We start from the raw sequence: 23,577 nt of genomic DNA on the forward strand, positions 1-23,577 counted from the left end.
GGCCGCGCGGTCACCACGCGGCCGGTGCTGGAAGGAACGCATGTGACTCGGATCTCGGTCCGGGGATTCGCCGTGGCATCCGCCACCGCGGTCACCGCTGTCGGTGCCGTCGTTGGTGTCGCCGCAGGCAACGAGCAGGGAGACACGCAGCCGTCCGCCGAGGCGGCCGGCGCCACTCTCCTCGCCGACATACCCAGCGGGCAGCATGCCCAGCAGGTCTCCGCCAACTTCGGTCAGCAGGCGCAGGCGCAGTCCGACGCCGCCGACGCGGCGGCGAAGAGGACCGCTCAGGACGCCGCCCGCAAGAAGGCCGCAAAGGACGCGGCCGACAAGAAGGCCGCGGCCGACCTCGCCAAGAAGAAGAAGGCCGAGGCCGCCCGTCTGGCCAAGGAGCGCGCGAGCCGCGACGAGTCGCGTCCGCCGGTCGTCGTCCCCAAGTCGACCGGCGGCAGCTACACGGTGGCCCAGGTCCAGGCGATGGCCCGCCAGATGGTCGGCAGCGGCCAGTACTCCTGCTTCAGCAACATCGTCAGCCGTGAGAGCGGCTGGAACTACCACGCCACCAACGCCTCCTCGGGCGCCTACGGTCTGGTGCAGGCGCTCCCGGGCTCGAAGATGGCCTCCGCCGGGGCGGACTGGCAGACCAACCCCGCGACCCAGATCAAGTGGGGCCTGAACTACATGAACAGCCGCTACGGCAGCCCCTGCGGCGCCTGGTCGTTCTGGCAGGCCAACCACTGGTACTAGGAGCCCCCGGCTCCGGGAGTGCCTGACTCCGGAGCCCTCGGTACCGAAGCAACGAAGCAGCCCCCGCCGGCGTCCTTGTCGGTCGGGGGCTGTTTCGCGTTCGGATCGCGTGTGAACGCGGCGATGCCTGGAATGAGCGGCTGAGGTAGCGTCTAGGCCGTTGTTGCTTTGGAAGGGTAGAGATCGCGTCATGTCCCGATTGCACGAGTGGGGCGCGGGATGGGTTGATGCCCTGTCCAGGCTCTCCGGGCGGCTGGCCGAAAGCCGCGCGGAACGACAGCAGGAACTCGAGCGGGAGGAACTCGCCGACCGTCCCGAGCCGGTGGCGGCCCCGCACGCCGGACCCGCCGCCAAGTCCGTCCCCGACCCCGTGGCCATGGTGCCGTGGGGCATGCGGGTCGCCACCGAGGTCGCCTGGCGGCTGCTGGTGCTCGCCGGTGCCGTCTGGGTGCTGATGCGGATCATCAGCGAGGTGCGGCTGGTGGTGCTGGCCTTCTCCGCCGCCCTGCTGATCACCGCCCTCCTCCAGCCGACCGTCTCCTGGCTCAAACGGCTCGGCCTCCCGCGCGGCCTCGCGACCGCCGTCACGTTCCTCACCGGCTTCGTCATCATGGGACTGGTCGGCTGGTTCGTGGTCTGGCAGGTCATGGAGAACGTCGACAATCTGTCCAACCAGGTCCAGCACGGCATCGAGGACCTCAAGCAGTGGCTTCTCGACAGTCCCTTCCATGTGACCGAGAAGCAGATCAACGACATCGCGAAGAACCTCAGCGACGCCATCGGGCACAACACCGAGGCGCTGACCTCGGCCGGGCTCCAGGGTGTCACCGTCGTCGTCGAGGCCCTGACCGGCATCCTGCTCACCGCGTTCTGCACGCTGTTCCTGCTCTACGACGGCAAGCGGATCTGGCGCTGGGTGCTCAAACTCTTCCCGCACGCCGCCCGTGAGGGCCTCACCGGGGCCGGACCCCGGGTGTGGGCGACGCTGACCGGCTATGTGCGCGGCACGGTGATAGTGGCGCTGATCGACGCGGTCTTCATCGGCGTCGGCCTCTTCCTGCTCGATGTGCCGATGGCGGTGCCGCTCGCCGTCATCATCTTCCTCGGGGCGTTCATCCCGCTCGTGGGCGCGGTGGCCTCGGGGGCGCTGGCCTGTGTGGTGGCCCTGGTCACCGAGGGCCCGTTCACGGCGCTGATGGTCCTGATCGTCGTGCTGGCGGTGCAGCAGATCGAGGGCCACATCCTCCAGCCGTTCATCCTCGGCCGGGCGGTGCGGGTGCATCCGCTGGCCGTGGTCCTCGCGGTCGCCTGCGGCTCGCTGATCGCCGGGATCGGCGGCGCGGTGGTGGCCGTGCCGCTGGTGGCGGTCCTCAACACCCTGGTGGGCTATCTGCGCTCCCGCGGCCGTGAGGAGGTGCTCGCGACCACGGGCGGGCAGCCCGGCGCGGCGGCCGTGACGATCGCGGCCGAGCCCGCCCTGCGGCCCGACGCCGGGCCGAGGCCGGAAGACCTGCGGGAGCCCGGCAACGCCTGACGCGGCCGCGCCGCGTCAGGCGCCCAGGGACCGTCGGGCATTGCCCAGGACGGCTTCGGCGTCGAGCGTGATGCCGACGGCCCGGACGACCGAGGCGATCTTGAACGCCTCCTGGAGGGTCTCCCGCCGCACACCCGCCTTGCGCGGCACCCGCTCTTTCGACTCCAGGCACATCCCTCAGCCGCTGCCGACCCCCGTGAGCCGGCCGTCGTGCCGCCCCGTCGCCTCCGCCGACGCCCGGCAGGATGACGCTGCGCATTGATCGGGGCAATCGCTATGATCCAAAGTGTTGATCGGAGGTCCCTGTCAGTTCGCCCGCACAACCCGCACTCGGGCAGCTGCGCGCCTTCTCCGCGGTCGCCGAACATCTGCACTTCAGGGAGGCTGCGTCCGTCATCGGCATGAGCCGGCCCGCTCTGCCGGGGGCGGTGGCCGCGCTCGAGGAGACGCTCGGAACCCAGCTGGTCGAGCGCACCACCCGCAAGGTACTGCTCACCTCGGCAGGGATACGTCTGGCGGCGAGGGCACAGGCGGTCCTGGAAAGCGTCGGAGAACTCATGGACGAGGCCGAAGCGGTCAGGGCGCCGCTCACCGGAGTGCTCCGGTTCGGCGTCATCCCCACCGTGGCCCCCTACCTCCTGCCCACCGTGCTGCGGCTGGTGCACGACCGCTACCCGGAGCTGGAACTCCAAGTCCACGAGGAACAGACCGCTTCCCTGCTCGACGGCCTCGGCCAGGGCCGGCTCGATCTCCTCCTGCTCGCGGTGCCCCTGCACGCACCGGGTGTCACCGAGCTGCCGCTGTTCTCCGAGGACTTCGTCCTGGTCACTCCGCGGATGCACCCCCTCGCCGGGCGTGGTGACCTGCCCCGTGAGGTGCTGCGCGACCTGGACCTGCTCCTGCTGGAGGAGGGCCACTGCCTGCGCGACCAGGCACTCGACGTCTGCCGTGAAGCGGGCAGGGCGCTCGAAGCCCCGGCCACGACGAGCGCGGCAGGACTGTCCACCCTCGTACAGCTCGTCGCCGGCGGCCTCGGGGTGACCCTGCTGCCGCGCACCGCGCTGAAGGTGGAGACGGGGCGCAGCGGACGGCTGTCCACGGCCCACTTCCGCGACCCGGCGCCGGAGCGGCGCATCGCTCTCGCGATGCGGTCCGGCGTGGCCCGGCAGGAGGAGTTCGCCGCCTTCGCCGGGGCGCTGCGCGAGCGGCTGCGCCCGCTGCCGGTGCGCATCGAGGAGTAGGGGAAGGGGTTCGCGGGAACGCGGCAGCCCCGGGCACGGAGGGGGGAGTCACGTGCCGCGGGGCTGCGCTCCGGATCCGGGGGCCACCTTCGGGGGAGGAAGGGGTCAGCCGCCGTTCGCCTTGGCGGCGATCCGGTCACCGACCTTGTCGTCGATGTTCCTCCAATACTCCAAGGCCCTCTCGAGAACGGGTCGAGTCGCCCCGTTCCGCGGCGGGCACCCGGAATCCCCGGTGCCCCTGGCATCCCGTCAATCCGGCTTCCGGTCCTCCGGCCGGGACGGGAGCGTATGCTCGAACCAGACGACCTTGCCCGTGCTCAGCCTCGTGGCGCCCCACCGCTTCGCCACCCGGCTCACCAGATAGAGTCCGCGGCCGTCCTCGTCGCTGGGTGCGGCATGCCGCATCCGGGGCAGTTGCGGAGCGTCGTCGCCCACCTCGCAGCGCAGCACATCCGTCCGCAGCAGGCGCAAGGTGATCGGCCGCTCGGCGAAGCGCACGGCGTTGGTCACCACCTCGCTGACCAGGAGTTCGGTGGCGTCGATCAGCTCGGGCAGGTCCCACCGGCGCAGCGCCCGGCGCACGAGACGGCGGGCCCGTCCCGCCGTCTGCGGGTGCGGCTCCAGGAACCAGTACGCGACATCCTGAGGCGGTATCCCCTCGAACCGGGCCGCGAGCAGGGCCACGTCGTCGTCGCGGTCACCGGGGCCGAGGACGTCCAGGGCCTCGTCGCACAGCGGTTCGAGCGGTGGATCGGAGATCGCCCCGGCAGCGGCGGCGAGCCGGTCGCGCAGCTGCTCCACCCCGGTCCACACGTCCCGGGAGCGCGATTCGACCAGGCCGTCGGTGTAGAGCACGAGGGTGGCGCCCGCGGGCGCGGGCAGCTCCACCGACTCGAAGGCGACCCCGCCGACCCCGATCGGCGCCCCCGCGGGGAGCCGCAGCACCTCGGCGCGGCCGTCGCGGTGGAGCAGGACGGGCGGGACATGTCCCGCGTTCGCCAGCAGGAGCCGGTGCGCCACGGGGTCGTAGACGGCGTACAGGCAGGTGGCCATGCGGTCGCTTCCGAGCCGCTGCGCCTGCTCGTCGAGGTGGTACAGGACCTCCTCGGGCGGCAGGTCGAGCATGGCCAGCGTCTGCACGGTCGTGCGCAGCTGCCCCATGATCGCCGCCGAGGTCATGGAGTGGCCCATGACGTCTCCGACGACGAGCGCGACCCGGTTGCCCGGAAGCGGTATCGAGTCGTACCAGTCGCCGCCGACGCGGGCGGTCTCCGCGGCGGGCAGATAGCGGTGGGCGAGGCGGACCCCGGTGGGTTGGGGCAGGGAGGTGGGCAGCATCGCCCGCTGGAGGGCGTCGGCGATGTACGCCTCACGGCCGTAGAGGACCGCCTTGTCGACACCGAGGGCGGTGTGCGTGGCGAGCTGGGCGGCCACGAGCAGGTCGTCGGGCTGGTAGCCCGCGCGGTCGGGGCCGCGCACGAGGAGCACGGTGCCCAGGACGCTGCGGCGTCCGCGCAGGGGAGCCAGGATGACCCGGGAGCCCGTGGGCAGGACCTGGGGAGCGGCGGGGCCCAGGAGCTCGTTGAGTGCCTGCGCGTGCCGGCCGCCGTCGGCGAAGACCGGGCGGCCCTCGCGGAGGATCTCGGTCAGCGGCCCGTTGGGGTCCAAATGGATCGGTTCCGCGCGCCCGGGCCCGTCGATCCGGTCGGTGAGCAGCGGTGTCGCGGCCCCGTCCACCCCCTGCGGGACGCGGTCGGTGCGGCGCAGCCGCAGCACGACCGGGCCGACCGGACGGTACTGGCCCACCGGCAGCGGGTCGCGAAGGTAGACGACGACCGAGTCGGCGAAGACGGGCACACAGGCGCGGCAGACCCCGTGCAGGGTCGCGTCGAGGTCCAGTCCGCGTCCGATGCGCCGGGCGGCGGCGTCGAGGTAGCGCAGGCGGTCGCGCTCACGGGCGAGAACGGGGTGCTCGGCGGGGCCCTCGGCGACCGTGTGCGGCGTTAGGCCGTCCGGGTGATCCGCGGGACCCACCCCGCCCCGGCGGCCCGTGTCGCGCTCGGTGAGGTGCTCCGCACCGTGCTCGAACGTACGTTCGAGTCCGGGCTCGGTGGCGCACTCGGCTGCCCGCTCGCCCAGCCGCTCGCCAAGTGGCTCGGCGGACCGGTCGCCGCCCCGCTCCGGGGAGCGGTCGGCAGCCCTGTCCGGGGGCCTGTCCCCGGGGCGAGGCGCCCCGGCTCCCGCGGTCGGGCGTCGGGCGGCGAAGCCCTCCAGGGGACGCGGCCCCGTCGCCTCGGCGTCTGCCTGAGCGCCGTGCCCCGCGGGGTGAACGGCGAGTCTGCCGGGGCGTTCGTGGGGGAGGTGGTGCTGATCCGTCACGGCTGTGCCGATCCATCCGAATGGTGCGCTGCTGTTCGAGGTCGCACTACTTCCTTCTGCAGTGCAGGAACAGTTCCTCTTCCGGGGGTACGTCCGAACTCGCTGGTGCATACGTGTACGAGGATCCTCCGAGGACCTCGAATCCGGCTTCCTCGACGAGCTTGTGCAGGTCCTCGCGAAGATATCCGGTCACTCTGATGGTGTTGCCGATGAACGGGATGGAGAAGTCGTCGAGATCCGCCTCCACCATCCCGAGGGCGAAGAGCCCTCCGGGGTTCAGCAGGTCGTGGCACAGTCGCAGAGCGTGGGGGATCTCCGCGCGCGGGAGCATGAGTATCGAGAAGAACGCCGCGACCGCGTCGAAGCGTCCGATGTCCAGCGGTCCCGCCGGAGCCAGATCGGCGAGGTCCGCGTGGTGGAAGGTGGCGTCCGGGACGTTCCGCCCGGAGAGCTCGATCATCTTTCGCGACAGGTCGACGCCGACGACCTCGTGGCCCGCCTCGGCGAGCTGCAGTGCCGTCGGCAGGCCCGTGCCGCATCCGAGGTCGAGCAGACGGGACCCGGCGGGCAGGTTCTTCAGCAGCCACTCGCCCGCCGCGATCTGGCCCTCCTTGTGCGGGAACGCCTCGTCGTAGCGATCGCCTATCGCGTCGAACGCCTCGGCCTGCCCGGTACGGTCGCGCCTGACGTCTGCGTAACTCAAAGGAGTGTGCCGTCCCTTCGCACGGGTCCGCCTTCTCCATGACGCACACCCGAGTGGCTCTGTGTCAAACCCTGACCAGGACCATGGGAATTGCTCTTGGGAACGACGGGCGATTCTGCGTTTGATTACCCCATACCCACCGTGACCCTACTGGGCTACCTCCGTAGCCAAGGTCACGGAATCATCAAGAAAAACGGGCGTCCGGAGCCCGGTCCCAGTCGTCCGGAAGGGCCGGCGTGGCCCAGGACGGGTTCGGTCGCCAGTGCTCCCAGCCGTCGCGGAACGGCCAGCCCCAGGCCTGGACCTCCCGGACGGCGCTCAGCCCCGCGGCCCTGATCCGCTCGGCCTGCTGATCGCCGATCAGCCCGGCCTCACGGGCCGCCGCGAACTCGTCCTCGTCCTTCCACTCCCACGAGCGATCGGGGTAGACGGCGACATCGAGCACATGGTCCTCCGAGTCGATGCCGCCCGCCCAGCGCACGCGCGGCTCCTCGAGGTTGACGTACCAGTTGCGCAGCCGCCATCCCCGGTCCCAGAACAGCCAGACCGACCACGGGTCACCGGGCCGGGCGAGCTTGAGCACCCCGGTGCCGAACCATGTGGACCGCCGTACGTCACGGGGTTTGCGGAAGCGGGTGGCCAGCGGTTCACGGGCGATCTCGGAGCCGTCGTGGAGCACGGGCCGGATGCACTCGGTCCCCGCGGCCAGCCATACGGCGAGCATCTCGGCGTCGTCGCGGACCACGGTCACCGGGCGGCACAGGTGGAACCGCTCGGTCGCGTTGCCCCGGTACCGCCACAGCACCGTCTCCCCGGGCGCCCAATGGCCCGCGGCCTGGTCTCCTTGTGCGCGCACTGTTTCCGCCGTCATGGACAGATCTTAGAGGTGTCGCGCTCGAGCTTCGCCGATATGCGAAACAAATACGGCGCAAATGCGACTGTCGGCGCGTCAATTCACGCCCTCGACTCAAATGCGCTACGGGCGGGTCATCCGGAGCACGTCGAGCGCCTCGTCGAGCTGGGCCTCCGTCAGCATGCCCCGCTCGACGTAGCCGCGCTCCAGCACGACCTGGCGGATCGTCTTGCGCTCGGCCAGGGACTGCTTGGCGACCTTGGCCGCCTCCTCGTAGCCGATGTACCGGTTGAGCGGGGTCACGACGGAGGGGGAGGACTCGGCGTACTCACGGGCCCTTTCGGCGTTGGCCGTGATCCCGTCGATCGTGCGGTCGGCCAGCAGGCGGGAGATGTTGGCCAGCAGCCGTACGGACTCCAGGACATTCCTGGCCAGCACGGGCAGCATCACATTGAGCTCGAAATTGCCGCACGCCCCGGCGAAGGCGATCGCCGCGTCATTGCCGATGACCTGGGCGGCCACCATCAGGGCCGCCTCGGGGACGACGGGGTTCACCTTGCCCGGCATGATCGACGAACCGGGCTGGAGGTCGGGCAGGTTGATCTCGGCCAGGCCGGTGCGCGGACCGGAGCCCATCCAGCGGATGTCGTTGCAGATCTTCGTCAGGCTCACCGCGACGGTGCGCATCTGGCCCGACACCTCCACGAGCCCGTCGCGCGCCCCCTGCGCCTCGAAGTGGTCGCGCGCCTCGGTGAGCGGAAGGCCCGTGTCACGGGCGACTTCGGCGATGACGGCGGCGGCGAAGCCCTTCGGGGTGTTGATGCCCGTGCCCACCGCCGTGCCGCCCAGGGGGAGTTCGGCCAGTCGCGGCAGCGCGGCGTGCAACCGCTCGACGCCGTGCCGGACCTGGGCCGCGTAGCCGCCGAACTCCTGCCCGAGGGTGACCGGGGTGGCGTCCATCAGATGGGTACGGCCGGACTTCACCACATCGGCGAACTCGGCCGACTTGCGCTCCAGCGAGGCCGCGAGGTGCTCCAGGGCCGGGATGAGGTCGCGGACGACCGCGGAGGTGGCGGCGATGTGGATCGAGGAGGGGAAGACGTCGTTGGAGGACTGGCTGGCGTTGACGTGGTCGTTGGGGTGGACCGGGCGGCCCAGGCGCTCGGAGGCCAGGGTCGCGATCACTTCGTTGGCGTTCATGTTCGACGACGTGCCGGAGCCGGTCTGGAAGACATCGACGGGGAAGTGGCCGTCCCAGCGGCCCTGCGCGACCTCCAGCGCGGCCCGCGCCACGGCGTCGGCGATGTCGGGGTCGAGCACGCCCAACTCGGCGTTGACCTTCGCGGCGGCCGCCTTGATCCTGGCCAGCGCCTCGATGTGGGAGCGCTCGATGCGCTGCCCGGAGACGGGGAAGTTCTCCACCGCCCGCTGGGTCTGCGCCCGCCACTTGGCGTCGGCGGGGACACGCACCTCGCCCATGGAGTCGTGCTCGACGCGGAACTCAGCCATGGGTGGACCGCCTCCTGATCGTGGTCGTCCCACGATATTCGCGACGCTCTACTACTTCACAGTAGAACCGCTCAGTAGGACATCGCGTGCGCACGATCCATTCCCGCTGGCAGCCGCCCAGGAGGCTCGAATGGGTTGTACCACGCACAGGCCGGGGAAGAGACGCGGCCGCCGCCGCGTGATCGCGCTGACGGCCGCGTTCGCCTGCGCCCTCGGCGCGGGGGCGCTGCTCGCGCCGGCGACGGCGTCGGCCGACACACCGCCGAGGGCGTCGAGCACGTCGAGCACGTCCGCCGCGGTGGCGGCCAGGACTTCACGAAGAGCGCGGGAACGATCCACCCGGTGGCCGCGCCGAACCTGTGCCTGTCGGCCGCGAAGGACCGCACTTCCCGGGCCGTCGCCGCGAGCGCACGGGCCGCGTCCGTCACGACCACCCCGCGCCCGCGCCGCTCCAGCACAACGTCCTGGTCTCCCGTTCCAGCTTGGAGATCTGCTGCGACACCGCCGACGGCGTGGAGCCCAGGGACGCCGCCGCCGCGCCCACCGACCCGTGCACCACCACCGCGTGCAGCGCCCGCAGGCGCCCGAGATCCATCATGTAGCGATACTAAAACGAGAGGTGAAGCCAAATTTGCTGGTGCTCGTACTTCGCGCTGCCCGATGCTCTTCGCATGATCACCCCTGACACCAAGGACTGGACCTGGGTCGTCCAGCGCCAGTGCCCCGAATGCGGCTTCGACGCCTCCGCCTTCCCCCGCGAGGAGGTGGCGGACCGGCTCCGGCGCAATGCCGAGGTGTGGACGGCACTGCTCGCCGAGGACCCCGAGGGACTGCGGCTGCGCCCCGATCCGCAGACCTGGTCCGCGCTGGAGTACGCGTGCCACGTCCGCGACGTGTGCCGGACCTACGACAGGCGGCTCGGCCTGATGACGACGCTGGACAACCCGCTCTACCCCGACTGGGACCAGGACACCACGGCGGTGGAGGAGCGGTACAACGAGCAGGACCCGGCCACCGTCGCGAACGATCTGCGGACGGCGGCCGGGTCCCTGGCGTCGGGCTTCGACCGGGTCGAGGGCGGGGCATGGGCACGTCCTGGCCGGCGCAGCGACGGCGCCCGGTTCACCGTGGACTCCTTCGCCCGCTACTTCCTCCACGACGTGGTGCACCACCTGTACGACGTGACCGGTGTGAAGGCGGACTGAGTCCCGCGGGTCCGGGGCGAACGGGCCGCCGGACCCGCGGGTGGGGGGGACCGGTTCCGGGGGGAGAACGGGGGGGCCGGTCCCACGTACGGGCCCTACCGCTCGCAGACGGTGCCCTCCTTGGGGAGCGTGCCGTCGAGCAGGTAGGTGTCCACCGCCTTGGTCACACACTTCCCCTTGCCGTAGCCGCCGTGGCCATCGCCCTTGTTCGTGATCGTGACGGCGACGTCCTTGCCGAGGGCCTCGGCCATGTGCCGGGTGCCTTCGAACGGGGTGGCCGGGTCGCTTGTGGTGCCGACGAGGACGATGGGCGCGGAGCCCTTGGCGGAGACGGGCGGGTGCTCCCACTTGCCCTCGACCGGCCACCCGGTGCACATGGACAGGCTCCATGCCATGGACTCGCCGAAGACCGGTGAGACCGCGCGGTACTCGGGGACCTTCGACTTGGCGTACGCGTCCGGGAGGCGCTGCTTCTCATCGGCGCACAGCACCGCGGTGTTCGCGTCGCCCATATTGCTGTAGTGACCCTGCGGGCTCCGGCCCGCCCCCATGTCGGACAGGGCGAGCAGGATGTTCCCGGTCCCGTGTTCCTGGGCCTCCAGCAGCCCCTTCTTCAGCGGTGCCCAGAAGTCCTTCGAGAACATGGCGATGCCGATGGCGCCCCGCGCGTGCTCCTGGGTCAGTTCACGGCCGCTCTTGGTCGGCAGCGGCTTGCTGTCCAGCCGTTCGAGCAGGTCGGTGATCTTCTCGGTTCCCCGCTTCGGGTCCGGGCCGGTCGGGCAGGAGTCGCCGTCGGTCTTCGCACAGGCGGTCATGAAGTGCTCGAACGCCACCTGGAAGCTCTTGACCTTGACCTGAAGCCGTTCCTCGGGACCCTGGGTGGGGTCCATCACGGCGTCGAGGACCGCGCGGCCCACGTTCTTCGGGAACAGATGGGCGTAGACGGCTCCGAGTTCGGTGCCGTACGAGGTGCCGAAGTAGTGCAGCTTGTCGTCGCCGAGGACCTGGCGCAGCAGGTCCATGTCGCGTGCGGCCGAGGCGGTGTCCACATGGGGGAGCACGTCGCCGGAGTTCTTCCGGCAGGCCTTGACGGACGCGGCGTTGGCGGCGAGAGCCAGGGCCATTTCCTCGGCGTTGTCCGGAGTGCCGTCCGTCGTGGCCGACATCAGGTCCCTGGCCTTGTCGCCCAGGCAGTGCACCGGAGCGCTGGCCCCCACGCCACGCGGATCGAAGCTGACCAGGTCGTAGCGCTCGTGAAGCTTCTTGTACTGATCCTTGGCCGCCAGGGGCAAGGTGGTGACACCGGAGCCGCCGGGCCCGCCGAAGTTGAACACCAGCGAGCCGATCCGCTGGTCCGCGTCCTTGGCCCTGGCGCGGATCAGGGCCAGACGGATCAGCTTGCCGTCCGGATTCACCCAGTCCAGCGGGACACTCATCGTTCCGCATTCCCAACGGGTGCCGTCGGCCATGGGGGCGGGCCTGCCCCGACCGCCCTGGAGCGGCGTCGGGGCGGCGCACGCCTTCCAGGCGATCTTCTGTGCGGCGAGCCGGGCGATCGGATCGCTCGCGCTCGCATCGGTGCCGTCGCCATTGCACGCGGAAACAGCCGTCGCGACCAGCAGCGCGGTCGCGGCCAGGGCCCCGGTCCTCATGGATCGCGTCTTCCTCGACAAACTCGGCAAAGTATTCCCTGTCTTGTGCTTCGCGCCCGCCGCCACGCATCGCGGTGGTACTCAGCGAGGGTTCATGCGTCTCGGGAACCCGGCGGATGTCCGCCGCCGCGAAGGATCGGCGCTGTATTTCCCCTCGAAGCTAGCCTTCGACCAGCCCGGAAGGCATGACGGTCTGTACCGGCAGGTTTGCGCCCGAAGGCGGACCCGGTACCGAAACGGCCGGCGCGTTGGCGCGGCCGTCATGTCCGGGCAACCGCAGGGCCGTCGCACCCTGCCCACCGCCGCCATATGACCCAAGGTCAGCTGGACGGCCTTCCCTCGATCCGGCTCAGGGACAACTGCCCCTCGACGGCAACGGGCCCCTGGACGCCTCGGCGTCCAGGGGCGCCAGCCGGTGGGCCTCAGCCCGCGGTCCTGGGGCGGCGGTCCAGCTGCCGTCCCAGCGCCGTGGTCGCCGTCGAGTTGTGCACCGTGAAGGCCACCGTGCCCGGCAGATACCGGTCCTGGGACCACTCCACCGGGGTGCCGCCGGGGTCGGTCGTGCAGCGCCACTCCCGCAGCAGCGGGTCCCCGACCGCGCAGCCCAGCAGCTTCGCGTCGTCGGCGTCCGCCACGACCACGTCGATGGTGTGGTCGGCGTCGGCGAAGATCACCCCGTGCTCCTCCAGGGGCTCGGAATGGGAGACCGCGCCCTTGGGCAGGGCGGCCACGATCGCCCCCACCCGCTCCGGGTACGTGGTGCGCTCGACCATCACCGGCCGCCCCGACAGCGTCCTGAGCCGAAGGACCCGGTGCACCGACGCGCCCTCGGGCAGCCGCAGATGATGCGCCTCGGCCTCGTCGGCGGTCGCGTGCTCGACGCGCACCACACGCCCGCCCGGCTCCTCGCCCAGCGAGCGGGCCCAGCGGGTGAAGCTGCGCAGTTCCTCGAAGCTCTGGAGCCGCGACGGTCCCAGCACCACCCGGCGCGTTCCCCGGCGGGAGGTCACCAGGCCGTCGGCGCGCAGCACCCCGAGGGCCTGGCGGACCGTTCCACGGGAGACCCCGTACCGTTCGGCGAGCTCGTCCTCGGCCGGAAGCCGGGCCCCGGAGGCGTAGTCGCCGCGCAGGATCGCCTGCCTGAGGTCCTCGGCGACCCTGCGGTAGATCGGGCTCCTGCCGCCTGCCGCGCCCGCGACGTCCACGACCCTTGCCTCCTGAGTGAATTCGCCTCCTGCCGGATGAACGACCCTATCCACGTCCACTAGGAGAGTCGGACGAGCGAGCGCAGCAGGGCGAGGTCGGCGTCCACGAGCGTGCCGAGCACCGTGCGGCCCGGTCCCTCGGGGATCGGCGCCAGCGAGGGCACGGCGAGCACCCGGCAGCCCGCGGCCTCCGCCGAGGACACCCCGGCGAGCGTGTCCTCCACGGCCACGCAGTGCGACGGGCTGGCGCCCAGGGCGCCGGCCGCCGCCCAGTAGGGGTCGGGCGCGGGCTTGGTCCGCTCGGTGTCCTCGGCCCCGTACACCGCGTCGAAACGATGGTCGGTGAAGGAGCGCAGGACCAGTTCCACGACGGAGCGGGGGGAGGCGGAGACCAGCGCCGTCGGCACGCCGTGCTCGCGCAGCTCGGCCAGCAGCCGCAGCACCCCCGGCCGCGGCGGCGCCCCGCACTCCTCGATCCGGGCGGCGAACCCCGCCCGCAGGTGCTCCGCCAGCTGTTCGGGGGCGAGCCCGGTGCCGGTGGTGAGGTGCAGATGGGCGGCGGTGTCCTCCACGGCCCGCCCGAGCACGGCGGGCCGGTCGGCCGCGCCGAGGGTGCGGCCCAGCCTGAGCGCCAGGGCCGCGGCGGTCTCCCACCACAGCCCTTCGGTGTCCACGAGGGTTCCGTCCATGTCGAACAGGACCGCGTGCGGGGTGACGGCCCCGGTCGCCGCGGCCGCCGTCACGTGGCCGCCCGCCGGTCGACCAGCACCGGCCGGGCGTGGGGAGCGACGGTCACCAGGGTGCCGGAGGGCAGTTCGGCGGCGGCGTGGGTGGCCATGTCGGCCTTGACCGCCGTGCCGTCGGCCAGCCGGATGCTCAGCCGGGTGGTGGCACCGAGGAAGGTGGTCCCGACGACCCGCGCCGTGCCGCCGTCGTCGGCCGCGACCTCCAGGCCCTCGGGCCTGATCAGCACATCCACCTCGCCGGCGTCGGTGTGCGGGCCCTCGACCGGCAGCCGGGTGCCCAGCACCTCGACCTCGCCGGAACCGCCGACGTGTCCGGGTATGCGGTTCATGGCGCCCACGAACTCGGCGACGAACGCCGTGGCGGGCCGTGCGTACAGCTCGGCCGGGGCGGCGCACTGCTCGAGCCGCCCGCCGCGCATCACCGCGACCCGGTCGGCCATCGACAGGGCCTCCTCCTGGTCATGGGTGACGAAGACGGTGGTGATGCCCAGCTCCAGCTGGAGCCGCCTGATCTCCTCACGCAGGGTGAGGCGCACCTTGGCGTCCAGCGCCGACAGCGGCTCGTCCAGCAGGAGCAGCCGCGGCCGCACCGCCAGCGCGCGGGCCAGCGCTACCCGCTGCTGCTGACCGCCGGAGAGCTGGTGGGGGTAGTGGGTGCCGTGGTCGGGCAGGCCCACCAGCGCCAGCAGCTCCTCGGCGCGGGCGCGCCGCTCGGCGGAGGCGACCTTGCGCATCCGCAGCCCGAAAGCGACGTTGCCGCGGGCGTCGAGGTTCGGGAAGAGGCTGTACGACTGGAAGACCATGCCGGTGTCGCGGCGGTGCGCGGGAACCCTGGTGATGTCCTCGCCGTCGACCAGCACCGCGCCGGAGTCGGGCCGCTCGAAGCCGGCCAGCACCCGCAGCGCCGTCGTCTTGCCGCAGCCGGAGGGACCGAGCAGGGCGACCAGCTCACCCGGCTCGACGGTCAGGTCCAGGCCGTCGAGGGCGGTGGTGGCGCCGAAGGTGCGGCGCAGGCCCCGCAGTTCGAGGGCCGCGCCGGACCCGGCGGCCCGTTCGGCGTCCAGGACGGCCGCGGTGGCAGCTGACGTCATGTCGGTCACTCCTTGTCGGCCGCGGCGGCGGTGGAGACCGCGGTCGCGGGGGTGCGGTTCTTGGCGCCCCGGCCGCCGAGGGCGGCGAGCGCGAGCAGCAGGGCCCAGGTCAGCAGCAGGCTCAGCAGCGACACGGCCACGGAGAGCTGGGCGTTGGAGCCGGAGGCCTGCACGATCCAGACGGCGAACGGCTGGAAGCCGAGCAGCTGGGCCACGGTGAACTCGCCGAGGACCAGGGCCAGGGTCAGGAACGAGGCCCCCAGCAGCGCGGACTTCAGATTCGGCAGCACCACCCGCAGCAGGACGTGCGGCCAGGAGGCACCGAGGTTCCGCGCGGCCTCGACGAGCGTGCGCAGGTCGATCGAGCGCAGCCCGGAGTCGAGCGCCCGGTGGACGAAGGGCAGCGCCATCACCACATAGGCGAGCACCAGCACCACGGGGAAGCCGGGATCCTGGATGGCCACGAACGTCCGGTACAGCGGGGTCCTGGACAGATGGTCCGGGCCCCACTTCAGGACCGTGCCGATGCCCGCGACAAGGGCCACGGACGGTACGACGAGCGGCAGCGAGCAGACCACTTCGAGGACCGGCCGCAGCCGGGGCGCGGACAGCCGCACCGCGATCTCGGCGGGCACCATCAGCGCCAGCACGACCACGATCGTCGCCACGCCGAGGCCGATGGACAGCAGCAGGCTCGAGGTGAAGCCGTCCGCGCTGAAGATGTGCGTGTACGCGTCCAGCGTCAGGCCCTCGTTGGGGATGTCCACCGTGAACACCGCCGAGGCGACCAGCGGAACGAGGAAGTACAGGCCCGCAACCAGCAGGACGGCGCCGCGCCACAGGCGCGGGCGCTGCCGGGCGGGGGCCGCGGCGCAGACGGTCGGATTCAGGCCAGCCACCGGGTGCTCCTTCGCTGGAGGGGCAGATGGACGGCCATGACCAGGCCCGCGACGACCACCATGTCGAGGCTGAGCGCCAGGGCGACGTTCTCCTGGCCGACCAGGACATTGCCGGACAGCGCGTCGGCGATCTGCAGGGTGATCAGCGGAACCGAGCTGCCCACCATCGCCGCCGCCGTCGCGTACGCGGCGAAAGCGCTGCCGAACAGCAGCACGAGGCCGCCGAGCAGCGACGGCATGAGCACCGGCAGCCCGACGTGGTGCCAGTACTGCCAGGTGGTGGCGCCCGAGCTCTGGGCGGCCTCGCGCCACGACGGACGCAAGCCGTCGAGCGCGGGAACGACCGCGAGGACCATCAGCGGGACCAGGAAGTACAGATAGGTCAGCGCCAGCCCCCAGAAGCTGTAGAGGCTCCAGCCGTGCCGGTCCAGGCCCAGCCGGGTGGTGAGCACACCGGCGTTGCCGAGGGTGGCGACGAAGGCGAACGCGAGCGGCACACCGCCGAAGTTCGCCAGGACGCCGGAGGCGGTCAGCACCGCCTCGCGCAGCGCCCGGTGGCGGGAGGTCACCACGGCCTGGGCGAGGAGCAGTCCGAGGACGGCGCCGATGACCGCGCACACCGCGGACAGCTTCACGCTGCCCCACAGGGCGGTCAGGTAGGCCCCGCGCAGGGACTCGTCGAGGTTGCCGAAGGTGGCCGAGGAGGCGCCGGTCTGCGGATCGGTGGAGGTGAACGCTCCCTGCACCATGGCGGCCAGCGGCAGGCCGAAGGCCACGGCGACGAAGAGGAGGAGCGGGACGACGGCGAGCCAGGCACGGCCGGAGCCCCTCCCGGACCGGCGAGCGGTCCGGGAGGGGCGGGCCTCGGCCTGCGTGCCGCCGGCGGGAGCGGCCGCGGCCTCGGGGGAGCCGGCGCCGTGTCGCGCGCCGGTCACCGCCCCGGGGCCGTCGGCGACCGCCGCGTCGCAGGAGTGGGCTGAGGGGGTCATCGCCGGATCAGCCCGCGACTGCCTTGGCCCAGCCCTGCGCGATGGTCTCCTTGGCCTTGGAGGCCTGCGCCTCGGTGGGGAACTTCGGCGTGCCGGCGACGGCCGGGAGCTTGGCGGCGGCGTCCTTGTCGAGGGTGCCGTCGCTCTGCATGGCGGCCATCAGCGCGGGACGGGCGTAGCCCTTGAGCCACAGGTTCTGGCCCTCGGCGCTGTAGAGGTACTCCTCCCACAGGCGGGCGGCCGCGGGGTGCGGGGCGTCCTTGTTGATGGCCTGGGAGTAGTACTGGGCGTAGACGCCGTCGCTGGGGACGGAGACCTTCCAGTCCACGCCCTTGGTGCGGAACTCGTCGGCGTAGCCGGAGTTGAGGTAGTCCCAGTCGATGCTGATCGGGGTCTCGCCCTTTTCGATCGTGGCGGGGGTGGACTCGACGGGGTTGAAGTTGCCGTTCTTCTTCAGCTTGCCGAAGAAGTCCAGGCCCGGCTGGATGTCGTCGAACGAGCCGCCGTTGGCGAGCGCCGCCGCGTACACACCGCCGAAGGCGGAGCCGGACTTGGTGGGGTTGCCGTTGAGCGCGACCTTGCCCTTGTACCGCGGCTTGAGCAGGTCGGCGAAGGTCTTGGGGCACTCCTTGACGCGCTTGGCGTCGCAGCCGATGGAGACGTAGCCGCCGTAGTCGTTGAACCAGCGGCTCTGGGTGTCGCGCTGCTCGGCCGGGATCTTGTCGAACGAGGCGACCTGGTACGGCGCCAGCAGGCCCTGCTGGGCGGCTGCCTGGGCGAAGGAGCTGCCGAGGTCCAGCACATCGGGGGCGCGGCCCTGGCCCTTGCGGGTCTTCACGGCGTTGATCTCGTCCTGGCTGGAGCCGTCGGGGTTCTCGACCGCGACCTTGATGCCGTACTTCTTGGTGAAGCCGTCGATGATGGCGCCGTAGTTGGCCCAGTCGCGGGGGAGGGTGATGGCGTTGAGCTTCCCCTCCTTCTTCGCGGCCTTCACCAGGGCGTCGAGGCCGCCGGCGGCCTTGGCCGAAGCGGCGGTCTTGAGGTCGGTGCCCGCGGCGCCGCCCGTCTTCTCGGTGGGCGCCGCACCGCAGGCGCTCAGGGTAAGGGCCGCGGTGGCGGCCATGCAGGCCAGTCCAGCCACGCGGGCACGGGTACGGGCACGGGACATGGTCACGGGGGCTCCAGTGCTGAGGTCTCGCCAAGGAGGTTGTATGAACAACTTGGCCAAGTACCCCCGACGGCCGTGACGGGACGGTGAACCCCGGAAGACGTTCCGGGTGCGATTGGACGGCGGATGTGAAGGCAAGGCACGAAAACGCGCCCAGGAGGCCCCGATGAAGGGCCTCCTGGGCGGTTTTGCGTTATGGGGCGCTACGCCCCGGGACGGAGCCGGTGACGGCTGTTCCAGGCGCTGGGGCGGACGGGGATGCTGGTGAAGGTGGGTACCGGCGGCTGGGGGGCGAAGAAGTCATTGCCCTTGACTGCTTGCCGATGGCCGTCCTCGCACTGCTCGGCCCCCCGGGGGGCCTTGCGGGCTTCGGACGGCTGCGCCGGACTCCGTCCGTCGTCGTGCTGCCGCGGCCGGTGACGGCTGTTCTAGGCGCTGGGGCGGACGGGGATGCTGGTGAAGGTGGGTTCCGGCTGCTGGGGGGCGAAGAAGTCATTGCCCTTGTCGTCCACCACGATGAAGGCCGGGAAGTCCTCGACCTCGATCTTCCACACCGCCTCCATGCCGAGCTCGGCGTACTCCAGGACCTCGACCGATCTGATGCAGTCCTGTGCCAGCCGAGCCGCCGGGCCGCCGATCGAGCCGAGGTAGAAGCCGCCGTGCCTGGCGCACGCGTCGGTGACCTGCTGGGAGCGGTTGCCCTTCGCCAGCATCACGAACGAGCCGCCCGCCGCCTGGAACTGCTCGACGTAGGCGTCCATCCGGCCCGCCGTCGTCGGGCCGAACGAACCCGAGGCATAGCCCTCGGGCGTCTTCGCGGGACCGGCGTAGTAGACGGCGTGGTCGCGCAGGTACTGCGGCATCTCCTCGCCCGCGTCCAGCCGCTCCTTGATCTTGGCGTGCGCGATGTCGCGGGCCACCACCAGCGAACCCGACAGCGACAGGCGGGTCTTGACCGGGTGCTTGGACAGCTCCTCGCGGATCCGCGGCATCGGCTGGTTCAGGTCGATCCTGACCACGTCGTCGTTGAGGTGCTCGTCCGTCGTCTCCGGCAGGTACTGCGCCGGGTCGGTCTCCAGCCGCTCGAGGAAGACGCCCTCGGCGGTGATCTTCGCCTGCGCCTGGCGGTCCGCCGAGCACGAGACGGCGATGGCGACCGGGCAGGAGGCGCCGTGCCGGGGCAGCCGGACCACGCGCACGTCGTGGCAGAAGTACTTGCCGCCGAACTGCGCGCCGATCCCGATCTTCTGGGTCAGTTCGAAGACCTGCTGTTCGAGGTCGAGGTCGCGGAAGCCGTGCCCGGCGGGGGAACCGGAGGTCGGCAGCGCGTCCAGGTAGTGCGCCGAGGCGTACTTGGCGGTCTTGAGCGCGTACTCGGCGGAGGTGCCGCCGACCACGATCGCCAGGTGGTACGGCGGGCACGCGGCCGTGCCCAGCGAGCGGATCTTCTGCTCCAGGAAGCGCAGCATCGACGCCTCGTTGAGCACCGCCTTCGTCTCCTGGTACAGGAACGACTTGTTGGCGGAGCCGCCGCCCTTGGCCATGAACAGGAACTTGTACGCGTCCCCGTCCGTCGCGTACAGCTCGATCTGCGCGGGCAGGTTCGAGCCGGTGTTCTTCTCGTCCCACATGGTCAGCGGGGCCATCTGCGAGTACCGCAGGTTCAGCTTCGTGTACGCGTCGAAGACGCCGCGCGAGAGGGCCTCCTCGTCGCCGCCGTGCGTGAGCACGCCCTGTCCGCGCTTGCCCATCACGATCGCCGTGCCGGTGTCCTGGCACATGGGCAGCACGCCCGCAGCCGCGATGTTCGCGTTCTTCAGCAGGTCCAGCGCGACGAAGCGGTCGTTGGGGCTGGCCTCGGGGTCGTCGAGGATGCGGCGCAGCTGCGCGAGGTGCGCCGGGCGCAGGTAGTGCGAGATGTCGTGCATCGCCTCGGCGGCGAGCAGGCGCAGCGCCTCGGGCTCGACGGTGAGGAAGCGGCGGCCTCCGGCCTGATGCGTGCTCACGCCCTCCGAGGTCAGCAGGCGGTAAGGAGTGGGGTCCTCGCCGAGGGGGAGCAGATCGGTGTACTCGAATTCGGGCATCTTCGTCGTGGTCCTCACTCGGCGGCCGGTCACCTGACGACGTCGTCGGCGTCAGCGCCATCCAGGGTAGAACGTGGAACCGCACCCTCCGGTGTGAGGTAGGGCTCACCTCCCCGCGGAGGGCGGCCGGTAGCGGCCGGCACGGCGGCGGACGGCCGATACCGGTCGGCGCCCTGCGCGCGTGAGCCCGCGGGGACCGCGCGGGCTAGTCACGATGTATCGCGTTTGGCTAAAGTGTCGAACGTGGACGAGTCGCAGCTTCAGAAGCGAGACCAGCAGCCCGCGCCTGCCCGAAAGCCGGTCGCGCAGGCCGAGATCCGGGCATCGGACGCCGACCGCGACAAGGTCGCCGACATCCTGCGCGACGCGCTCGCGGAGGGGCGGCTGACCCCGGAGGAGCACTCCGAGCGCATAGAGACGCTGTACACCGCGAAGACCATGGGCGAGCTGGAACCGCTCACGCGCGACCTCCCCGCCCCGGGTCGGCGGCCCGCCGAGACCCCGCCGCCGACGCCCACCGCCCCCTTCGAGCCCCCGAGGGCCGAGTCGCCGGCCATGGTCGCCATCTTCGGCGGGGCCAGCCGCAAGGGCCGCTGGCGGGTCGGCGGCTCGATCAACGCCGTGGCGATCTTCGGCGGTGTCGAGATCGACCTCACCGAGGCGGTCTTCGAGTCCCCGAACGTCGTGATCAATGTGACGGCGATCTTCGGCGGCGCGGAGATCAAGGTGCCGGAGAACGTGACCGTGCGCGGAGGCGGCGGTGTGGGCATCTTCGGCGGCTTCGACGTCAGCGGCTACGAGTCCGGCGATCCCAACGCCCCGGTGATCCACGTCCGAGGGCTGGCCCTGTTCGGCGGTGTCGAGGTCAAGCGGAAGAAGGGCAAGCGCCTCAAGGAATGGGTCCGCAAGGAACTCGGCGACTGAGGGACGGGCGCCGGACGGGCGCGGCGCACGGCTCGGTGAACGGGCCCGGCGCCGCCGGACCGGCTCCGGACCGGCTCCGGACCGGCTCCGGACCGGCTCGGCGGACGGTGAATTCTCCCTGGCCGACTCGGGTTTGAGCCCAGTTCCGGTGCCGTGCCGGTGGCGGCGCGGTCAGGTTCTGGTCAGAGATCGATCAAGTGCCGCTCCAGCATGGATCAACGGCGGATCGATCGCTGAACGGCGGTTCGGTCGAGGCGTACTTGACCTGGGCTTCGACACGGTGTGCATGAAGCTCGCCACAGCGGGTAGGCCTTGCTTCATCGTCTCTCGTACGGCTGCGCCCTGGTTGGTCAGTGCGGTACGGACAGCTGTGCGCAGCGGACGGGCAAGCGCTTAAACGCCGCCGAGCCGTCGTCAGGAGTACGCCGTGCTGCAACCGATCCAGTCCCCGAAGGACGCCGCCCTGCCTGGTCAGCGCAACCAGGCGCTGCCACCGGGGGCCGCCGCCGCCTTGGCGCACCCAGGTGACGCGGGCGGTCCCTGGCACGCGGGAGCCGCGTGCCGCAGGGACGAGGCCGGCCTGTTCTTCGCACCGTCCAAGGAGCCCACGGCGGCGCGGCTCGCCCGTGAGGAGGCGGCGAAGCGCGTCTGCTCCAACTGCCCGGTGCTGCTGGAATGCCGAGAACACGCCCTGCTGCAACCCGAGCCGTACGGGGTGTGGGGCGGACTGACCGCGGCGGAGCGTCGTGTGGTGCTGGCCCGGCGGCGGCGCCGCGAGGCGGAGCTGAGCCCGGCGGCCACGGCACACAGGGCGCGGATAGCCGTGGGATGAAGGGCAGCGTGTGACGGGGGCGCGGACGAGCAACGGGGCGGGGCACCGATGAGGTGCCCCGCCCCGTTGCCTGCCCGGGTGACCTGCCGCCCCGCCGGGCTTCCGCCTCAGCGGGCCCGGTCGAAGTCGACCGCGCTGTAGGCGCGCAGCTTCGACAGGCGGTGCGTGGAGTCGATCTGCCGAATCGTTCCGCTCTTGGAGCGCATGACCAGCGACTGCGTGAGGGCGGTGTCCGCGCGGTACCGCACGCCCCGCAGCAGCTCGCCGTCGGTGATGCCGGTCGCGACGAAGAAGACGTTCTCGCCCCAGACCAGGTCGTCGTTGGTCAGTACCCGGTCCAGGTCGTGCCCCGCGTCGAGGGCCCGTCGGCGCTCCTCGTCGTCCTTGGGCCACAGCCGGCCCTGGATGGTGCCGCCGAGGCACTTCATCGCACAGGCGGTGATGATGCCCTCGGGGGTGCCGCCGATGCCGAGCAGCAGGTCGATGCCGGTCCCCTCGGTGGCGGCCATGATCGCTCCTGCGACGTCGCCGTCGGAGATGAACTTGATCCGCGCCCCCGCCTCGCGGATCTCCTTGATCATGCCGTCGTGGCGGGGACGGTCGAGGATGACGACGGTGACGTCCTCGGGGGCGGAGTGCTTGGCCTTGGCGACCCGGCGGATGTTCTCCGCGACGGGAGCGCCGATGTCCACGACGGCGGCGGCCTCGGGTCCGGTGGCCAGCTTCTCCATGTAGAACACCGCGGACGGGTCGAACATGGTGCCGCGCTCGGCGACCGCGAGGACCGACAGGGCGTTGGTCATGCCCTTGGCGGTGAGCGTCGTGCCGTCGATCGGGTCCACGGCGACGTCGCACTCCGCGCCGGTCCCGTCGCCGACCTGTTCCCCGTTGTAGAGCATGGGCGCCTCGTCCTTCTCGCCCTCGCCGATGACGACCACGCCGTTCATGGAGACGGTGGAGACCAGGGTGCGCATGGCCCGGACCGCGGCGCCGTCGGCGCCGTTCTTGTCGCCGCGCCCGACCCAGCGTCCGGCGGCCATGGCGGCGGCCTCGGTGACGCGGACGAGCTCGAGGGCGAGGTTGCGGTCGGGGGCTTCCGGAGCTACTTCCAACTGCGGGGGAAGATTCTGCTCGGTCATCTGTCCGTACCTTTCTGTACGTCGACGGCCAAGGGCCCCCCTGCCCGCGTGCGGACAAGGAGGGATGAGGGTTGCTACGACCTTATCCACCCTGCCCGCCCCCTGAGCAGGGCGCTCCCCGGACACCTGAGAACATGGTCGGGTGGCGAGTACGAAACGCGGCAGGCAGACGGTCCGGGACATGGTGTTGTCCCTGGCGGCGATCGGGGGAGTCGTCGCCCTCATCTACGTCTTCATCCCGCACAGCGAGAAGGACCCGGTCAGGCCCGTGGACTACCGGGTGGAGCTGCTGACGGCGCGGCGCGCCGCGCCGTTCCCCCTGCTGGCCCCCGAGGGGCTGTCCAAGGACTGGCGGGCGACCTCGGTGGAGTACACCGGCGACGACCGGCGGGCCAGGGGAGCCGTCTGGCACCTGGGCTTCATCAATCCGCACGACGAGTACGCCGCCGTCGAGCAGACCAACGGTCCGGCGCTGCCGTTCATCGAGGACAAGAGCCGTCGGGCCACCAAGGAGGGCACCACCGAGGTCGCGGGTCACAAGTGGGACCGCTACGCCGGGCCGAAGTACAACGCGCTGGTGCGCCGGGGCAAGGATGTCACCACGGTGGTCACCGGCACCGCGCCGCACGCGCAGCTCGCCCAGCTGGCCGCGGCCCTCAAGGGCTGACCCTCGGACA

General features: G+C 71.4%; 21 protein-coding genes and 1 pseudogene. 7 read left to right on the forward strand and 15 right to left on the reverse strand.

Annotation, left to right across the window (positions count from 1 at the left end; genetic code table 11):
• Nucleotides 1-42 precede the first annotated feature (42 nt).
• Entirely contained in the window at nucleotides 43-747 is a 705-nt protein-coding gene (locus IEY86_RS29470; RefSeq protein ID WP_189134947.1) for an aggregation-promoting factor C-terminal-like domain-containing protein, read from the forward strand.
• 190 nt (nucleotides 748-937) lie between these two features.
• On the forward strand, nucleotides 938-2,281 hold the full coding sequence (locus IEY86_RS29475; RefSeq protein WP_189134948.1) for an AI-2E family transporter: 1,344 nt from the start codon (nucleotides 938-940) through the stop codon (nucleotides 2,279-2,281).
• Nucleotides 2,282-2,296: 15 nt separating this feature from the next.
• On the opposite strand, the gene IEY86_RS37665 is transcribed toward IEY86_RS29475, so the two are convergent.
• Nucleotides 2,297-2,431: a hypothetical protein gene (locus IEY86_RS37665; RefSeq protein WP_265805827.1), complete on the reverse strand. Its 135-nt coding sequence runs from the start codon at nucleotides 2,429-2,431 to the stop codon at nucleotides 2,297-2,299.
• Between the two features lie 188 nt (nucleotides 2,432-2,619).
• Between IEY86_RS37665 and IEY86_RS29480 the strand changes: the two genes are divergently transcribed.
• The gene (locus IEY86_RS29480; RefSeq protein WP_229698867.1) at nucleotides 2,620-3,522 is read left to right on the forward strand and encodes a hydrogen peroxide-inducible genes activator; all 903 of its coding nucleotides are present in this window, start codon (nucleotides 2,620-2,622) and stop codon (nucleotides 3,520-3,522) included.
• Nucleotides 3,523-3,771: 249 nt separating this feature from the next.
• Here the strand turns inward: IEY86_RS29480 and IEY86_RS29485 are convergent, their stop codons facing one another.
• The 5 genes and pseudogenes from IEY86_RS29485 to IEY86_RS29505 form a co-directional block, all read right to left on the reverse strand.
• The gene (locus tag IEY86_RS29485) at nucleotides 3,772-5,901 is read right to left on the reverse strand and encodes an ATP-binding SpoIIE family protein phosphatase (protein ID WP_308425186.1); all 2,130 of its coding nucleotides are present in this window, start codon (nucleotides 5,899-5,901) and stop codon (nucleotides 3,772-3,774) included.
• Between the two features lie 46 nt (nucleotides 5,902-5,947).
• The gene (locus tag IEY86_RS29490) at nucleotides 5,948-6,604 is read right to left on the reverse strand and encodes a class I SAM-dependent DNA methyltransferase (protein ID WP_189134949.1); all 657 of its coding nucleotides are present in this window, start codon (nucleotides 6,602-6,604) and stop codon (nucleotides 5,948-5,950) included.
• A gap of 184 nt (nucleotides 6,605-6,788) precedes the next feature.
• Nucleotides 6,789-7,475, reverse strand: a complete 687-nt coding sequence (fomD, locus tag IEY86_RS29495) for a cytidylyl-2-hydroxypropylphosphonate hydrolase (RefSeq protein WP_189134950.1) — start codon at nucleotides 7,473-7,475, stop codon at nucleotides 6,789-6,791.
• A gap of 105 nt (nucleotides 7,476-7,580) precedes the next feature.
• Nucleotides 7,581-8,966, reverse strand: coding sequence for a class II fumarate hydratase (locus tag IEY86_RS29500; protein ID WP_189134951.1), 1,386 nt, complete (start codon nucleotides 8,964-8,966; stop codon nucleotides 7,581-7,583).
• Nucleotides 8,967-9,352: 386 nt separating this feature from the next.
• A pseudogene (locus IEY86_RS29505) lies at nucleotides 9,353-9,564 on the reverse strand (LysR family transcriptional regulator); the annotation flags it as partial.
• A 73-nt stretch (nucleotides 9,565-9,637) separates the two neighbouring features.
• On the opposite strand from IEY86_RS29505, the gene IEY86_RS29510 reads away from it, so the two are divergent.
• Complete coding sequence (locus IEY86_RS29510) at nucleotides 9,638-10,171, forward strand: DinB family protein (protein ID WP_189134952.1); 534 nt, start codon at nucleotides 9,638-9,640, stop codon at nucleotides 10,169-10,171.
• A gap of 95 nt (nucleotides 10,172-10,266) precedes the next feature.
• Here IEY86_RS29510 and IEY86_RS29515 read toward each other — a convergent pair whose 3' ends face one another.
• The 8 genes from IEY86_RS29515 to IEY86_RS29550 form a co-directional block, all read right to left on the reverse strand.
• Nucleotides 10,267-11,823 carry an alpha/beta hydrolase gene (locus IEY86_RS29515; RefSeq protein ID WP_189134953.1) on the reverse strand — a complete coding sequence of 519 codons (1,557 nt, stop codon included), beginning with the start codon at nucleotides 11,821-11,823 and terminating at the stop codon, nucleotides 10,267-10,269.
• A 422-nt stretch (nucleotides 11,824-12,245) separates the two neighbouring features.
• Nucleotides 12,246-13,028, reverse strand: a complete 783-nt coding sequence (locus IEY86_RS29520; protein ID WP_189134954.1) for a GntR family transcriptional regulator — start codon at nucleotides 13,026-13,028, stop codon at nucleotides 12,246-12,248.
• A 59-nt stretch (nucleotides 13,029-13,087) separates the two neighbouring features.
• A complete protein-coding gene (locus tag IEY86_RS29525; protein ID WP_229698864.1) occupies nucleotides 13,088-13,771 on the reverse strand; it encodes an HAD family hydrolase in 684 nt (227 codons plus the stop codon).
• On the reverse strand, nucleotides 13,768-14,865 hold the full coding sequence (locus IEY86_RS29530) for an ABC transporter ATP-binding protein (RefSeq protein WP_189134955.1): 1,098 nt from the start codon (nucleotides 14,863-14,865) through the stop codon (nucleotides 13,768-13,770). Before IEY86_RS29530 ends, IEY86_RS29525 begins: the two co-directional genes overlap by 4 nt.
• A 5-nt stretch (nucleotides 14,866-14,870) precedes the next feature.
• The gene (locus tag IEY86_RS29535; protein ID WP_189134956.1) at nucleotides 14,871-15,764 is read right to left on the reverse strand and encodes an ABC transporter permease; all 894 of its coding nucleotides are present in this window, start codon (nucleotides 15,762-15,764) and stop codon (nucleotides 14,871-14,873) included.
• Complete coding sequence (locus IEY86_RS29540; protein ID WP_189134957.1) at nucleotides 15,752-16,753, reverse strand: ABC transporter permease; 1,002 nt, start codon at nucleotides 16,751-16,753, stop codon at nucleotides 15,752-15,754. Before IEY86_RS29540 ends, IEY86_RS29535 begins: the two co-directional genes overlap by 13 nt.
• Nucleotides 16,754-16,760: 7 nt before the next feature.
• Nucleotides 16,761-17,921: an ABC transporter substrate-binding protein gene (locus tag IEY86_RS29545; RefSeq protein WP_189134998.1), complete on the reverse strand. Its 1,161-nt coding sequence runs from the start codon at nucleotides 17,919-17,921 to the stop codon at nucleotides 16,761-16,763.
• A 428-nt stretch (nucleotides 17,922-18,349) separates the two neighbouring features.
• Nucleotides 18,350-20,005 carry a fumarate hydratase gene (locus tag IEY86_RS29550; protein ID WP_189134958.1) on the reverse strand — a complete coding sequence of 552 codons (1,656 nt, stop codon included), beginning with the start codon at nucleotides 20,003-20,005 and terminating at the stop codon, nucleotides 18,350-18,352.
• Between the two features lie 243 nt (nucleotides 20,006-20,248).
• Between IEY86_RS29550 and IEY86_RS29555 the strand changes: the two genes are divergently transcribed.
• Both IEY86_RS29555 and IEY86_RS29560 read left to right on the forward strand, forming a co-directional pair.
• The gene (locus IEY86_RS29555) at nucleotides 20,249-20,929 is read left to right on the forward strand and encodes a DUF1707 SHOCT-like domain-containing protein (RefSeq protein WP_189134959.1); all 681 of its coding nucleotides are present in this window, start codon (nucleotides 20,249-20,251) and stop codon (nucleotides 20,927-20,929) included.
• A 427-nt stretch (nucleotides 20,930-21,356) separates the two neighbouring features.
• A complete protein-coding gene (locus tag IEY86_RS29560) occupies nucleotides 21,357-21,761 on the forward strand; it encodes a WhiB family transcriptional regulator (RefSeq protein WP_189134960.1) in 405 nt (134 codons plus the stop codon).
• A 107-nt stretch (nucleotides 21,762-21,868) separates the two neighbouring features.
• On the opposite strand, the gene glpX is transcribed toward IEY86_RS29560, so the two are convergent.
• Nucleotides 21,869-22,900 carry a class II fructose-bisphosphatase gene (gene glpX / locus IEY86_RS29565; protein ID WP_189134961.1) on the reverse strand — a complete coding sequence of 344 codons (1,032 nt, stop codon included), beginning with the start codon at nucleotides 22,898-22,900 and terminating at the stop codon, nucleotides 21,869-21,871.
• A gap of 142 nt (nucleotides 22,901-23,042) precedes the next feature.
• Between glpX and IEY86_RS29570 the strand changes: the two genes are divergently transcribed.
• Nucleotides 23,043-23,567: a DUF4245 domain-containing protein gene (locus tag IEY86_RS29570; protein ID WP_265805810.1), complete on the forward strand. Its 525-nt coding sequence runs from the start codon at nucleotides 23,043-23,045 to the stop codon at nucleotides 23,565-23,567.
• Nucleotides 23,568-23,577 lie beyond the last annotated feature (10 nt).

The sequence above is a fragment of the Wenjunlia tyrosinilytica genome (assembly GCF_014646055.1).
Classification (GTDB): Bacteria; Actinomycetota; Actinomycetes; order Streptomycetales; family Streptomycetaceae; genus Wenjunlia; species Wenjunlia tyrosinilytica.

Coding starts and splice junctions, on each gene's coding strand:
- IEY86_RS29540 (WP_189134957.1), bottom strand. CDS start 16,753: ATGACCCCCTCAGCCCACTCCTGCGACGCGGCGGTCGCCGACGGCCCC.
- IEY86_RS29550 (WP_189134958.1), bottom strand. CDS start 20,005: ATGCCCGAATTCGAGTACACCGATCTGCTCCCCCTCGGCGAGGACCCC.
- IEY86_RS29545 (WP_189134998.1), bottom strand. CDS start 17,921: ATGTCCCGTGCCCGTACCCGTGCCCGCGTGGCTGGACTGGCCTGCATG.
- IEY86_RS29500 (WP_189134951.1), bottom strand. CDS start 8,966: ATGGCTGAGTTCCGCGTCGAGCACGACTCCATGGGCGAGGTGCGTGTC.
- IEY86_RS29515 (WP_189134953.1), bottom strand. CDS start 11,823: ATGAGGACCGGGGCCCTGGCCGCGACCGCGCTGCTGGTCGCGACGGCT.
- fomD (WP_189134950.1), bottom strand. CDS start 7,475: ATGACGGCGGAAACAGTGCGCGCACAAGGAGACCAGGCCGCGGGCCAT.
- IEY86_RS29510 (WP_189134952.1), top strand. CDS start 9,638: ATGATCACCCCTGACACCAAGGACTGGACCTGGGTCGTCCAGCGCCAG.
- glpX (WP_189134961.1), bottom strand. CDS start 22,900: ATGACCGAGCAGAATCTTCCCCCGCAGTTGGAAGTAGCTCCGGAAGCC.
- IEY86_RS29530 (WP_189134955.1), bottom strand. CDS start 14,865: ATGACGTCAGCTGCCACCGCGGCCGTCCTGGACGCCGAACGGGCCGCC.
- IEY86_RS29475 (WP_189134948.1), top strand. CDS start 938: ATGTCCCGATTGCACGAGTGGGGCGCGGGATGGGTTGATGCCCTGTCC.